The sequence below is a fragment of the Bradyrhizobium sp. HKCCYLS3070 genome, from assembly GCF_051167575.1.
Classification (GTDB): domain Bacteria; phylum Pseudomonadota; class Alphaproteobacteria; order Rhizobiales; family Xanthobacteraceae; genus Bradyrhizobium.
Window position 1 is genome coordinate 67,768 of record NZ_JBNPTI010000007.1, and the last position, 12,158, is coordinate 79,925.

12 protein-coding genes are annotated in these 12,158 nt (G+C 66.6%); 3 read left to right on the plus strand and 9 right to left on the minus strand.

Annotated elements, in window-relative coordinates:
• Positions 1 to 77 precede the first annotated feature (77 nt).
• From ACQR03_RS21675 to soxX, 7 genes are all read right to left on the minus strand, one after another.
• A complete protein-coding gene (locus tag ACQR03_RS21675) occupies positions 78 to 1,115 on the minus strand; it encodes an MBL fold metallo-hydrolase (protein ID WP_315827930.1) in 1,038 nt (345 codons plus the stop codon).
• A 105-nt stretch (positions 1,116 to 1,220) separates the two neighbouring features.
• Entirely contained in the window at positions 1,221 to 2,969 is a 1,749-nt protein-coding gene (soxB, locus tag ACQR03_RS21680) for a thiosulfohydrolase SoxB (RefSeq protein WP_434841868.1), read from the minus strand.
• A 137-nt stretch (positions 2,970 to 3,106) separates the two neighbouring features.
• A complete protein-coding gene (locus tag ACQR03_RS21685; protein WP_409977916.1) occupies positions 3,107 to 3,409 on the minus strand; it encodes a hypothetical protein in 303 nt (100 codons plus the stop codon).
• A 23-nt stretch (positions 3,410 to 3,432) separates the two neighbouring features.
• A complete protein-coding gene (gene soxA, locus ACQR03_RS21690) occupies positions 3,433 to 4,281 on the minus strand; it encodes a sulfur oxidation c-type cytochrome SoxA (RefSeq protein ID WP_315827932.1) in 849 nt (282 codons plus the stop codon).
• A complete protein-coding gene (soxZ, locus tag ACQR03_RS21695) occupies positions 4,278 to 4,589 on the minus strand; it encodes a thiosulfate oxidation carrier complex protein SoxZ (RefSeq protein WP_315827933.1) in 312 nt (103 codons plus the stop codon). The genes soxA and soxZ overlap by 4 nt, the downstream gene beginning before the upstream one ends.
• 15 nt (positions 4,590 to 4,604) lie before the next feature.
• Positions 4,605 to 5,099, minus strand: a complete 495-nt coding sequence (soxY, locus tag ACQR03_RS21700) for a thiosulfate oxidation carrier protein SoxY (protein WP_315717085.1) — start codon at positions 5,097 to 5,099, stop codon at positions 4,605 to 4,607.
• 18 nt (positions 5,100 to 5,117) lie between these two features.
• Positions 5,118 to 5,411 carry a sulfur oxidation c-type cytochrome SoxX gene (gene soxX / locus ACQR03_RS21705; RefSeq protein WP_315717170.1) on the minus strand — a complete coding sequence of 98 codons (294 nt, stop codon included), beginning with the start codon at positions 5,409 to 5,411 and terminating at the stop codon, positions 5,118 to 5,120.
• Between the two features lie 189 nt (positions 5,412 to 5,600).
• On the opposite strand from soxX, the gene ACQR03_RS21710 reads away from it, so the two are divergent.
• Complete coding sequence (locus ACQR03_RS21710; RefSeq protein WP_315827934.1) at positions 5,601 to 6,278, plus strand: DUF938 domain-containing protein; 678 nt, start codon at positions 5,601 to 5,603, stop codon at positions 6,276 to 6,278.
• A 120-nt stretch (positions 6,279 to 6,398) separates the two neighbouring features.
• On the opposite strand, the gene ACQR03_RS21715 is transcribed toward ACQR03_RS21710, so the two are convergent.
• Positions 6,399 to 8,465, minus strand: a complete 2,067-nt coding sequence (locus ACQR03_RS21715) for a prolyl oligopeptidase family serine peptidase (RefSeq protein WP_434841869.1) — start codon at positions 8,463 to 8,465, stop codon at positions 6,399 to 6,401.
• Positions 8,466 to 8,675: 210 nt separating this feature from the next.
• On the opposite strand from ACQR03_RS21715, the gene ACQR03_RS21720 reads away from it, so the two are divergent.
• Positions 8,676 to 9,893, plus strand: a complete 1,218-nt coding sequence (locus tag ACQR03_RS21720; RefSeq protein WP_315751172.1) for an MFS transporter — start codon at positions 8,676 to 8,678, stop codon at positions 9,891 to 9,893.
• Between the two features lie 303 nt (positions 9,894 to 10,196).
• Here the strand turns inward: ACQR03_RS21720 and ACQR03_RS21725 are convergent, their stop codons facing one another.
• A complete protein-coding gene (locus tag ACQR03_RS21725; protein ID WP_315751173.1) occupies positions 10,197 to 10,742 on the minus strand; it encodes a carboxymuconolactone decarboxylase family protein in 546 nt (181 codons plus the stop codon).
• A 153-nt stretch (positions 10,743 to 10,895) separates the two neighbouring features.
• On the opposite strand from ACQR03_RS21725, the gene ACQR03_RS21730 reads away from it, so the two are divergent.
• Entirely contained in the window at positions 10,896 to 12,080 is a 1,185-nt protein-coding gene (locus ACQR03_RS21730; protein WP_315751174.1) for an acyl-CoA dehydrogenase family protein, read from the plus strand.
• Positions 12,081 to 12,158: the final 78 nt, after the last annotated feature.

Here is a 12,158-nt window from a genome sequence, read left to right on the forward strand (position 1 = left end):
GGTATGGCCGGGTCGGCGCCCGCTGACGCTTCGCGTCAACGGGCTTGCCCAGGACGACAGCGAGAGAGCGTGACCTCCTACGGCACCACCGGCCCGCCGGCCTTTTTCCACGCGTCCAACCCGCCTTCAATATGCGCCGTATTCGCCAGCCCCGCCGCCTGTGCCGTCTGCACGGCCATTGCCGAGCGCTCGCCATAGGCGCAGAAGAACACAATGCGGCGGCCGGTGGCGGCGGCGACCTCGCGCAACATGCCGCCCGGCTTGAGATTGTCCTCGATCGCAGGATAGGGCGCGTGCAGTGCGCCGGACAGCGTGCCATGCTTGGCGCGCTCCGCGGCCTCGCGCAAATCGACCAGCAGCACGTCGGGGCGTCCCAGGCACTCGATCGCCTCGCGTGCCGACAGCGACAGGCCCCGCTTCGCCAACTCCTCCTGATGCAGCCCGACGCGCATGTTGGCGGGCACCGCGACATCCATCATCTTCGGGTTCGGCAACTTCAGATTTGCCATCAGCGCAACGTAGTCGTCGACCGACTTGACCTGCAGGCGCGGATTGTAGCGGCGCTCCTCGCCGATCGTGGAGACGGTGTCGCCCTTGTAGTCGTGTGCGGGATAGACCAGCGTGTCGTCGGGCAGCCGCAGCAGCTTGTTGAAGATGGAGTCGTACTGCTGTCGCGCATCGCCGTTCTGGAAATCGGTGCGGCCGGTCCCTCGGATCAGCAGCGTGTCGCCGGTGAAGACGCGGTCGCCCAGCGAGAAACTATAGGAATCGTCGGTGTGCCCGGGCGTGTACATCACGTCCAGGCTGATGCCCTCGATGGCAATCCGGTCGCCCTCGCTGACGCGCATCGCCACCACGTCGGCCTTGGTCTGCTCGCCCATGATGGTGACGCAATGGGTGCGGTCGCGCAAAGCGCCGAGGCCGGTGACGTGATCCGCATGCAGGTGGGTGTCGACGGCCTTCACCAGGCGCAAATCGAGCTCGCGCAAAAGCTGGCAGTAGCGCTCGACCTTCTCCAGCACCGGATCGATGATGACGGCCTCGCCGCCGCTGCGGCTGGCGAGGATGTAGCTGTAGGTGCCGGAGACGCTGTCGAACAATTGGCGGAAGATCATCAGCGCCTCCTTCCGATCTGGATCATCGTGGCATTAGCACGACCGGCCCGATGTCACCAATGCGGCGAACGCTCGGCAGGTCGGATTGCATCGCGCAATCCGCGGTCACGATTGCGATGCAAATCCGGGATTGCCGTCGACACCCGAGAGCGTGACCTTGTTCGTTCCGACCAGCACCAGTTGGCCGTTGCGCAGGTGGTTGGCCACCACGTCCCACACCGGCTTGCCGTCCTGCGCGTTCATCGAGGCCCAGCCGGCGACCTTGTAGCTCTTGCGGGCGTCCAGCGGCCGGCCATCGTCGAGCGTGAGATCGGAGATGCGGCGGCCGATCGGCTCGGCGGGCGCGCAGCGGTAGGATAGCCCTCCGGTTCGCACCATGTCGCCGCCCTGCTGCAGATAGGGGTCGGCGTTGAACAGGTTGTCGCAGACGTCCTCGAGCACGTCCTTGATCTCTGCGCCGGACATCCGCTGCACATAGGTCTCGGGATAGGTGATGGCGGTCTGCGCCAGCACGTCCTCGAGCAGGATGGACTGGTTCGCGAGCAAGGTCGGGCCCCAGCGGAATCCGGGCGACAGCGCGATCTCGGCATCGAGCTCGCGGCGCAGCGCCGCGCAGATCAGGTCGTCGGTCGCGCCTTCGAAATTGCCGCGCCGGTAAAGCAGCCGGTCGGACGTCGCGAGCTTCTCGCTCCAGGCCGCGACCTGCGGCTGCTGCGTCTGATCGATCAGCGCCTGCATCGCCGGGTCCGGCTTCAGCAGCTCCGAGTAGACGGGCAGCAGCCGGTAGCGCGCATCGGCGACGCGGCCCTTGCCGACGTCGAGATCGAGCACGGCGAGGAATTTGCCGTTGGAGCCGGCATTGGTGACGAGCGTTGCGCCCTTGGAATTGCTGACCGCGACCGGCTGCGGAACCGCGTCATGGGTATGGCCGCCGAGGATGACGTCGATGCCGGTGACGCGGCTCGCCAGCTTGAGGTCGACATCCATGCCGTTATGCGACAGCAGGATCACGGCATCGACCTTGTCGGCGCCGCGGAGGCCATCGACCAGCTTCTGCAGCTCCTCCTCGCGGATGCCGAACGTCCAGTCCGGCGTGAAGCGGCGCGGATGCGCGATCGGCACGTAGGGAAAGGCCTGGCCGATCACGGCAATGCGGGCGCCGCCGATCTCCTTGATGGTGGTCGGCTTGAACACGCGGCCGGAGCCGGGATCGAACGCCTTGGCGTCGTTGAACGCCGCCTCCTCCGTCAGGAACACGTTCTGCGCCAGGAATTCGCCCTTGAAGCGGGCGAGGTTGGTGCGCAGCGCCTCCTCGCCATAGGTGAACTCCCAATGCCCGGTCATGGCGTCGATGCCGAGCAGGTTGGCGGCGCTCACCATGTCGGCGCCGCGCATCGCATTGGCGAGCCCGGTGCCCTGCCAGAGGTCGCCGCCATCGAGCAGCACCGAGCGATGGTCGCCGGCATCGGCGCGCAGCTTGTCGACCAGGGTCTTCAGATGCGCGAATCCACCCATCCGGCCGAAGCGGACGGCGTACTTCTCGAACTCGAACGAGGTGAACGCATAGGCCTCGGCGCTGTCGGGCCGGATGCCGTAGCGGTCGAGGAAGGCGCGCTCGACCAGATGCGGCGGCCGTCCCCACATTTCGCCGATGCCGAGATTGACGCTGGGCTCGCGGAACAACAGCGGCCGCAACTGCGCGTGCGTGTCCGTGATGTGCAGGATGCGCGCGTTGCCGAACTTCTCGATGTCGTAAAGGCTGACGGTGTCAGCGGCGCGGGCGCTGCGCAGCAACGCCGGCGCGGCGAGCGTGGCGACAACTGATGCCTTCAGAAAGTCCCGGCGCCGAATCATGGCTCGCGTCCTAGATCATGATGCGATTCCACGGAATCGCATCATGATCCATCCCTTTGTTTGAGCATGATCTCCGCACAAACGCCTTCGGCGTTCGTCGCGAGGGAAAACCGGTTGCCACTTCTCCGGATCATGCTCTAGCGGATCTCCATGTCCTTCCAGCGCTGCTTCTCGCTGGTGGCCTGGACGACCGAGGCCTTAGCGAGCGCCTCGGCCTCCTGCGCCGACTTCAGCGCAGAATCGAAATTGCCGGAATCCGCTGCCTTCTTCGCAGCGGTGAGTGCGGCCTGGGTCACGGTCCATTGGTTGCGCAGACGTCCGGCTTCCTTGTTGGCGCTCTCGGCCGCCGCGACAGCCGCGAGATAGTCGGCCTCCGACGCGGCCCGCGCGGAGCCGGCGCCGACCGCTGATACCATCATGGCGAACACGATCTTTTTCATGACGCTTGCTGTCGTGACGTTTTTCATGGCCGTGCTCCAGGTCCTGAAACCGGCAGGCCGTTCGACACGTAGGACAGGTAATATTCGAGGTTGCGGTATTCGTCCGATTGCGGCTCCAGCGGCACGGCGCGTGTCTGGCTGTTGCAGGTGACGAAGCGCCGGCTGATCGTGCCCATGCCGCTCCATTCCGAGCGGTAGATCGGCATCGCGTTGAGGATGCCGAGCGCCGGCGCCAGGATCTCGGCGCGGATCCGCTCCCCCGGGCTCTGCACGTGGCAGCTCGCGCAGGAGAAGTTCAACTGGCCGCGGCGGGTGTAGAAATACTCCTTGCCCTTTTCGAAGGCCTCGAGCGCACGCGGGTCGTCGGGGATCTTGATGTCGAAGCGCTTGCCGCGCGACGTGTACGCCATGTAGGCGGTCAGCGATGCCATCTCGTCCTTGACGTAGGAGTAGGGCTGCTCGCCATTGGCCTCGCGGCAGCGGTTCAGCGCCAGCTCGAGGGTGATGACCTTGCCTTCCTTGTCGTCGAAAGTGGGATAGTTCTGGCGGATGCCGATGCCGCCGTTCGGGAAGCAGTCGGCATAGGTCTTGCCGTTCTTGAACGGCTTGGCGAACATCTCCTTGCCGGCATCGAGCGCGAACTCGTAGGGCGGAAACTGCTCCTTCTCCTCCCATTGCTTGCGCATGTCGGCGTTCATCGAATACGGCCCGTTGACGAAATCGTCGAACGCCACCTTCGGAAACTTCTTGACGAAGTAATCCTGGAACGCCTTGGCGTCGGCGGCCGGGTTCGGCTTGTCCGCGGCCGCAGCGCCGGAGGCGCCGAGAGCGAGCGCGGCCGCCACGGTCAGCGCGAGGCGCGGCACCCTCATTGGATCGTCGCCGTCAGGCTGTCGGTCGCGCCCTTGCTGTCGACCCAGCTCACCTTGAGCTCGTCGCCCTTGGCCGCGCCCTTGAAGGCGAACTTGACATAGGGGTCCTTCGACACCGCGGTGCCCCAATCGGCCAGGAACACCGTCTTGTCCTTGTGCACGAAGGTGACCTGCTGGATGTAGTGCGCCGGGATCACTTCGCCCTTGGCGTCCTTGACCAGGCCCGTATCCATCGGGTGCTGAATCAGTGTCTGGACCTCGGCGACGTCGCCATTCAGGACGGCGCGGACGCGGATGCTCGATGCCATGATGATCTCCTGACCTTAGCCGCCGCAGCCGCCGACGGTGACCTTGACCTCCTTGGTCGCGCTGTAGAGCTTGCCGCCGGATTCGACGAGCGCGATCACGTTGGAGGTCTTGGCCATCTTGAGCCGGTTCGCCACCGCGGGCACGGTGCCCTCGGGGATGTGGTACGACGCCGCCAGCGCGAACGGATTCTCGCTGACGATGAAGGCGATCGAGGTGACGTTCGGCAGCGACGTCGTCACCGCGATCGGCACCACGCCGCCGTTCTCGGCGATCTCCGGCGCGTCGAGCTTGATCTTGTCGGACGCTTCGTGGTCACGGCCGTACAGCGCCTTGACCGCATCGCCCGCATTCTTCTGCTTGAAGGCGTCTTCCGGATATTTGTTGTCATTGGTCGCGGCAAACACGGGGGTCGCGTGCAGCACGGCGTTGCCGAGGCCGATCAGCGCGACGAGGCCGGCGCCCTTCAGGAACAGGCGGCGGTGGGCCAACGGGCCGAACGAGGCAGTCATGGCGGTCTCCAAACGGAATCAGAGGGTCTGCAGGAAGTCGACGATGGCGCTGATTTCCTGCTCGGTCAGGATGCGGTTGCGGCCGAACGGCGGCATCACCGTCAGCGGATTGCGCCTGGTCTCGTCGTTGAGAATCGCGATCAGCTCGGCGCGGTCGTATCTCGCCTTGAGGTTCTCCAGCTTCGGGCCGATCGAGCCCGGCAGGTCGCCGCCCTTGATCTCGTGGCAGGTCAGGCAGTTGCCCTTGCCGCGGTCGAAGGCGAGCTTCTGGCCGTCGACGGCACCGGACTGGGCGTGAGCGGCCATGGACATGGCGAGCGAGAGCCCCATCGCCAGGGCGGTACGCAGGACAGGTGTGATCAAGGTGGAGTTCCGACGTCTCGGTGATCTCGGCAATATAGGCGCTGCAAAGCATAAAGACCATCGGCTGACAATGCAGCTATGGTGGCCGCCGCAACGCGGTTAACGAGGGCCGTCCATGGGGCGGCCGGGAGAATGGTCATGGCGGAATATGTCGTGGAGTTCGGCCGGGACGGTCGGCCGGTGGAACCGGACGGACGGCTGGACGCGGCCGCGTTCCACCGCAACCACCAGCCGATCTGGGCGGTGCTGGAACGGCTGCTGGCGGGCAAGACCGGCGACGTGCTGGAGGCCGGCAGCGGCACCGGCCAGCACGTCGTGCATTTCGCCTCGCAGCGCCCGGACCTGACGTGGTGGCCGAGCGATCTCAACGCCAACCACCTCGCCAGCATTGCGGCTTGGCGCAGCCATGCCGGGTTGTCCAACATCCGTGATGCCCAGCGCATCGACCTGTCAGATCCCGGCTGGCCGGCGGCGTTCCGCGCCGCGGGCGGGCCGTCGCAGCTCGCCGCGATCTTCTGCGCCAACGTGATTCACATCGCGCCGTGGTCGGTGGCGGAGGGATTGTTCGCCGGCGCCGGGCAGGCGCTGTCGGCGGACGGCGCACTGGTGCTCTACGGCCCGTTCAAGCGCGACGGCAAGCACACGGCGGTCAGCAACGCCGTGTTCGACACGTCGCTGCGCGAGCGCGATCCGGACTGGGGCGTGCGCGACATCGCCGACCTCGAGGCGCTCGCCGCGCGCCACGGGCTCGCCTTGCGCGAGACGATGGAAATGCCCGCCAACAACATGATCCTGGTGTTCGGTCGGACTTCGTAGGTTTGCGACGGCGCCTCGCCGATCTCCGTCATTGCGAGCGAAGCGAAGCAATCCAGGGTCGCGTTGGGACTCTGGATTGCTTCGTCGCTTCGCTCCTCGCAATGACGGAAGATGGGCCGCTCACTTCGCCTCCAGCCCGACATGCCGCGCCAGAAACCGCGTGCCCAGCGTGATGAAGCTGGCGCGCTCACGGTTGTCGGTGCCGTAGCCATGGCCGCCGGCGGCGGGTTCGTAGAACCAGGCGTCGTAGCCCATGGCCTGCAGCTTGGCGGTCATCTTGCGCGCGTGGCCGGGATGGACGCGATCGTCGCGCCGCGTGGTCGCGATCAGGATCGGCGGATAGGGCTGGCCGGGCGTTGCGGTGTGATAGGCCGAGTAGGTCGACATCCAGCTCCAATCCTGGTCGCTGTCGGGATCGCCATATTCGGCGATCCAGCTCGCGCCGGCGAGCAGCTTGGTGTAGCGGCGCATGTCGATCAGCGGGATGGTGCAGAACAAGGCGCCGAAGCGCTCGGGGTAGCGCACCAGCATGTTGGTGATCAGGATGCCGCCATTGGAGCCGCCTTGCGCCGCGATGCGCTTCGGCACCGTGACGCCGCGGCGGACGAGGTCGGCGGCGACCGCGGCGAAATCATCATGCGCGAGCCGCTTGCCCGCATAGCGGCCGGCATCGTGCCAGGCGGTGCCGAACTCGCCGCCGCCGCGGATGTTGGCCTCCACGAGCGTGCCGCCACGCTCGAGCCACAGCTTGCCCAGCGCCGCATTGTAGGCCGGACGGAGCGTGTGACCGAAGCCGCCATAGGCGCTCATGTGCACCGGCGCGTCGCCTGTCAGCTCGGCCGGCCCGGTCTGGGTGTAGGGAATACGCTCGCCATCCACCGAGATCGCCTCGTGTCGCGTGACGACGTGCCCCTCGGCGCTGAAGGTGCGAGGCGCCTGCTTCAGCACGATCGGCGCGGCCAAGCCCTCGATCAGTAGCAGCGACGGCGGCGTCAGCGGATCCTGGATGTTGGCGAGCAGGTCGCCGTTGCTTTCGGCCTCGTCGGTGTCGAGACGCCAGACGTCCACCGTCGCGATCTCCGGCAGGCCGGGAAGCCGCTCGCAGCGCCACTCCCCCGGTGACGGCGTCCACACCTCGAACCTTGCCCTGAGCTCGTCGAGGATCGACAGCACCAGCCGGTCGCCGGCCCAGGACAGACCCTGCAGCGCGCGTCGCGGCGCGGGCTCGAACACGCGGGTGAAATCGCGGCGCCCGGCAAGGAATGCCGAGAGCCGGAGACCGAGTACCACATCTGCGGGATGGGTGACCTCGCCGACGGTCCAGGGCTGGCGCAGCTTGATGGCCATCCAGTCGCCATGCGCTGACATCCAGCAGTCGGTCGGCAGGTCGAGCCTGGTCCGCGCCCCGCCGCCGTCACCGAGCCATAGATATTGGTTGAAGAAGTCGATGCCCTCGGCAAACCACACCCGCGCCGGCGCGACGCTGCGATCGACACCGACATGCACCCATGTCGACTGACTGCCTTCGGCGGCGAAGATCACCTCCGCCTGCTCGACCGGCTGGCCGCGCCGCCAGCGCCGCACCGTCCGCGCGTAGCCCGACGGCGTCGCCATGCCCGCGCCGAACGCGCTCGCCAGCAGCAGGGTGTCGGCATCGAGCCAGGCGGCGCCGCCCTTGGCCTCCGAGAGCGTGAAGCCGCCCGTCACGAAGCGCTTCGTCGCGAGGTCGAACTCGCGCAGCACCACGGCGTCGCTGCCGCCCCGCGACAGGCTCAGGATGGCGCGCTCATGCGCCGGCGGCAGGCTCGAGACCCCGTTCAGCGCCCAGTCCTCGCCTTCGTCGGCAGCGAGTCGGTCGATGTCGAGCAGGTCCTCCCATTGCGGTTGCGCCTTGCGGAACTCCGCCATCGTCGTGCGCCGCCACAAGCCGCGCGGATGCGCCGCGTCCTTCCATTGATTGTACAGCAGCCCGCCGCGGCGGCTGACGAACGGGATGTTGTCCGGCCGATCCAGGATGGCGGCCAGCGTGTCGCGGTCGCGTTCGAAGGCCGCATCGCCGAACGCGGCGAGCGTGCGCTGGTTCTGCGCCGCGACGAAGGCGAGCGCGCGCTCGCCGTCGATCTCCTCGAGCCACAGATACGGATCGTCATCAGGCGCCGCGATGGTCGGACGATCGTCGATTGACATGGCTCAAGCTCCGCGGGCGCCGTTGACGCGAGAATACAGCCGGCTTGATTAGCCGGGCAGGTCGGGAGTGTCGAATCACGCTCCGTGGCGCGTTCGCTGCCGCATGGCTTGTCTCCGTTCGCGCCCGTTGCCTCGGGCGCGCGCTTCCCGCAATAGTGCGGCTGAACCAGCAAGGCGGGAGCGTGCGTGCCACGCCTCCGGATACCTGAGATGATCGATCTGACCGTGAGCGAAGACACCTCCGATGATGCCCGCGCTCGCCGTAACGTGGCGCGGCTCGCGGCCGCCCAGGCGCTGACCGGCGCCAACTCGGCCGTGATCTTCGCCACCGGCGCGATCGTCGGTGTCACCATTGCCCCGAACATCGGGCTCGCGACGGTACCGATCTCGATGTACGTCGTTGGCCTCGCCGCCGGCACCTTGCCGACCGGCGCGATCTCGCGCCGCTATGGCCGCCGGGCGGCCTTCCTGATCGGTACCGGCTGCGGCGCCGTCACCGGCGTGCTCGGCTGCCTCGCCATCTTGCGCGGCTCGTTCGCACTGTTCTGCCTGGCGACGTTCCTCGGCGGCGTCTATGGCGCCGTCGCGCAATCCTATCGCTTCGCGGCGGCCGATGGCGCCAGCGCGACGTTCCGGCCCAAGGCGGTGTCGTGGGTGATGGCGGGCGGCATCTTCGCCGGTCTGCTCGGTCCACAGCTCGTGCAATGGACCATGGACGTCTGGCAACCCTATCTGTTCGCATTCAGCTATCTGGTCCAGGCGGCGGTCGCGCTGGTCGCGATGGGGATCGTCGCCGGCGTCGATCTGCCGAAGCCTGAAGCTGCCGATCTCCATGGCGGCCGGCCGCTGTCCGAGATCGTGCGCCAGCCGCGCTTCATCGCAGCTGCCCTGTGTGGCACCATCGCCTATCCGGTGATGAACCTGGTGATGACCTCGGCACCTTTGGCGATGCAGATGTGCGGGCTCACCGTGTCGGATTCCAATTTCGGCCTGCAATGGCACATCGTGGCGATGTACGGCCCGAGCTTCTTCACGGGATCGCTGATCGCGCGCTTTGGTGCGCCTGCCATCGTCGCGGTGGGCCTGGGGCTTGAAGCGGTCGCTGCCGTCATCGGCTTGTCGGGCCTGACCGCGATGCACTTCTGGGCCACCCTGGTCATGCTCGGCGTCGGCTGGAATTTCGGCTTCGTCGGCGCCTCCGCGCTGGTGCTGGAGACACATACATCCGCCGAGCGCAACAAGGTGCAGGCGTTCAACGATTTCCTGATCTTCGGCCTGATGGCGCTGGGCTCGTTCTCCTCGGGCCAACTGCTCGCCAATTTCGGCTGGTCGGCGGTGAACCTCGTGGTGTTCCCGCCGGTGCTGCTGGGATTGTGCGTGCTTGCACTGGTGTGGTCGTCGAAGCGGCGCGAGGCAGCGGCGGGCTGACTAAAACGGGCGTAGTAGTAACGAGGTCGCGCCGCACCCACGGTGCGCTCCCCTCCCCCTTGCGGGGAGGGGGCGGGGGTGGGGGTCCACGAACCGTGCTCTCTCAGATTACAAGGATCAAAGTCTCTCGCTCGGCCGAGCGGTGGATGCCCAGCCTTGAGAGCCGATAGCAGTGCAGATTGATAAGGTCGCACCTCACTTCGCGCAGCGCCCGGAGACCCCCACCCCCGACCCCTCCCCGCAAGGGGGAGGGGAGTGCACCGGCATCGTGGCGACAGCGGCGCATCGCAGCTCACGCGCTTCTCACTTCAACTCCGACACCTCGCCCTCCGGCAGGTCGAACTCGAACGCGTTCAGCGTCATCGACACCATCGTGTAGTAGCCGCACAGGCCGATGATCTCGACCAGGCCGCGTTCGCCGAGCAGCGCGATCGCTTCCTTGTAGAGCGCATCCGTCAGTCCATGGCCCTCATGCAGCGACTTGGCGACGTCGTAGATCATCTGTGCCTTGGGATCGGAGAATTCCGGCGTGCGACGGTCGCGGATGTCCTCGATGATCTCCAGGTCGAGCCCGCCGGCCAGCGCCAGACGCTTATGCGCGTACCATTCGTAATGCGCGGTCCAATGCCGCGCCGTCACCAGGATCGCGATCTCCGAGAGTGCTGCCGGAAACACCGTGTCGTAGCGCAGGAAGGCGCCGAGCCGCGTCGCGTGCCGCGCCATCTCCGGGCTGTTCAGCCAGGCCATCATCGGCGGCGGCGGCGAGCCGCGCTTGCTGGCGATCGACTCGTCATAGGTCTGGCGCTGGTCGGCGCTCATTTCGCCAGGCGAAAGAAGTTTCAGGCGCATGTTCGTTTCCTCGTATTTCACGCGGCGGCATCATGACCATAGAACGCCTGGCAAGGCGAGGGCGCCCGCGGCGACATCGATGTTGAATTCCCTGACGCGCTGAGGTTAGGTCGTTCCAAAGACAGCAATCATGGAAACGCGTGAGGACTTGGCATGGCCGATCTTGATACATTCCGCCGCGAAACCAGGGCCTGGCTGGAGGCCAATTGCCCGCCGGAGATGCGCCGGCCGATGACCTCCGAGGAGGACACGTTCTGGGGCGGCCGCAATGCGAAATTTTCCTCCGAGCCGCAGCGCGTCTGGTTCGAGCGCATGCGCGACAAGGGCTGGACCGTGCCGCATTGGCCCAAGGAATATGGCGGCGGCGGCCTCGACGGCGAGGAGGCCAAGATCGTGCGCCAGGAGATGGCGGCGATCGGCGCGCGCGCGCCGATCACCTCGTTCGGCATCTCGATGCTCGGGCCGGCGCTGCTGAAATACGGCACGGACGACCAGAAGCGCGAGCACCTGCCGAAGATCACCGCCGGCCTCATTCGCTGGTGCCAGGGCTATTCCGAGCCGAATGCCGGCTCCGATCTCGCCTCCTTGCAGACGCGGGCCGAAAGCGACGGCGACGACTACATCATCAACGGCCAGAAGATCTGGACCTCCTACGCCAACTACGCCGACTGGATCTTCTGCCTGGTGCGCACCGATCCGGCGGCGAAGAAGCATGACGGCATCAGCTTCATCCTGTTCGACATGACGTCGAAGGGCGTGTCGACCAAGCCGATTCTCCTGATCTCCGGCCGCTCGCCATTCTGCGAGACCTTCTTCGACAATGTCCGCGTGCCCAAGGCGAACGTGCTGGGCACCGTCAACCGTGGTTGGGACGTTGCGAAGTACCTTCTGCAACACGAGCGCGCGATGATTTCCGGCATGGGCGAGCGCGGCGGCAGCCGGCCGCTCGGCCAGGTCGCGGCAGATTCTGTCGGCAGCGATGCGCAGGGGCGGCTCGACGACGCGCTCTTACGTGCGGACATCGCGACCTTCGACGTCGACGAGGCCGCGCTTGCCGCCGCCGCCGAGCGCATGGTCGATCTCGCCAAGGCGGGACAGGGGCATCCGGCGTTCTCGTCGGCGATGAAGTACTACGGCACCGAGCTCAACAAGCGACGCCACGAGCTGCTGATGGCGGCCGGCGGCATCGACGCGCTCGAATGGGAGAGCGAGCGCTCCCATGAAGGCGCGCGTCCCCGCGCCTGGCTGCGCACCAAGGCCAACTCGATCGAAGGCGGCACCTCCGAGGTCATGCTCGGCATCGTCGCCAAGCGTATCCTCGATCTGCCGGGGGCGTAGTTCACCCCTCTCGCCGTCATTCCGGGGCGCCGCGAAGCGGCGAGCCCGGAATCCATAACCACGATCGTGAGTATGGAT

Bases quoted from the DNA above. Each gene is read 5' to 3' on its own strand.
- ACQR03_RS21710 (WP_315827934.1), top strand. From the start codon at position 5,601: ATGGCGGAATATGTCGTGGAGTTCGGCCGGGACGGTCGGCCGGTGGAA.
- ACQR03_RS21730 (WP_315751174.1), top strand. From the start codon at position 10,896: ATGGCCGATCTTGATACATTCCGCCGCGAAACCAGGGCCTGGCTGGAG.
- soxY (WP_315717085.1), bottom strand. From the start codon at position 5,099: ATGACTGCCTCGTTCGGCCCGTTGGCCCACCGCCGCCTGTTCCTGAAG.
- soxZ (WP_315827933.1), bottom strand. From the start codon at position 4,589: ATGGCATCGAGCATCCGCGTCCGCGCCGTCCTGAATGGCGACGTCGCC.
- ACQR03_RS21720 (WP_315751172.1), top strand. From the start codon at position 8,676: ATGATCGATCTGACCGTGAGCGAAGACACCTCCGATGATGCCCGCGCT.
- ACQR03_RS21685 (WP_409977916.1), bottom strand. From the start codon at position 3,409: ATGAAAAAGATCGTGTTCGCCATGATGGTATCAGCGGTCGGCGCCGGC.
- ACQR03_RS21715 (WP_434841869.1), bottom strand. From the start codon at position 8,465: ATGTCAATCGACGATCGTCCGACCATCGCGGCGCCTGATGACGATCCG.
- ACQR03_RS21675 (WP_315827930.1), bottom strand. From the start codon at position 1,115: ATGATCTTCCGCCAATTGTTCGACAGCGTCTCCGGCACCTACAGCTAC.
- soxA (WP_315827932.1), bottom strand. From the start codon at position 4,281: ATGAGGGTGCCGCGCCTCGCGCTGACCGTGGCGGCCGCGCTCGCTCTC.
- soxB (WP_434841868.1), bottom strand. From the start codon at position 2,969: ATGATTCGGCGCCGGGACTTTCTGAAGGCATCAGTTGTCGCCACGCTC.
- ACQR03_RS21725 (WP_315751173.1), bottom strand. From the start codon at position 10,742: ATGCGCCTGAAACTTCTTTCGCCTGGCGAAATGAGCGCCGACCAGCGC.
- soxX (WP_315717170.1), bottom strand. From the start codon at position 5,411: ATGTCCATGGCCGCTCACGCCCAGTCCGGTGCCGTCGACGGCCAGAAG.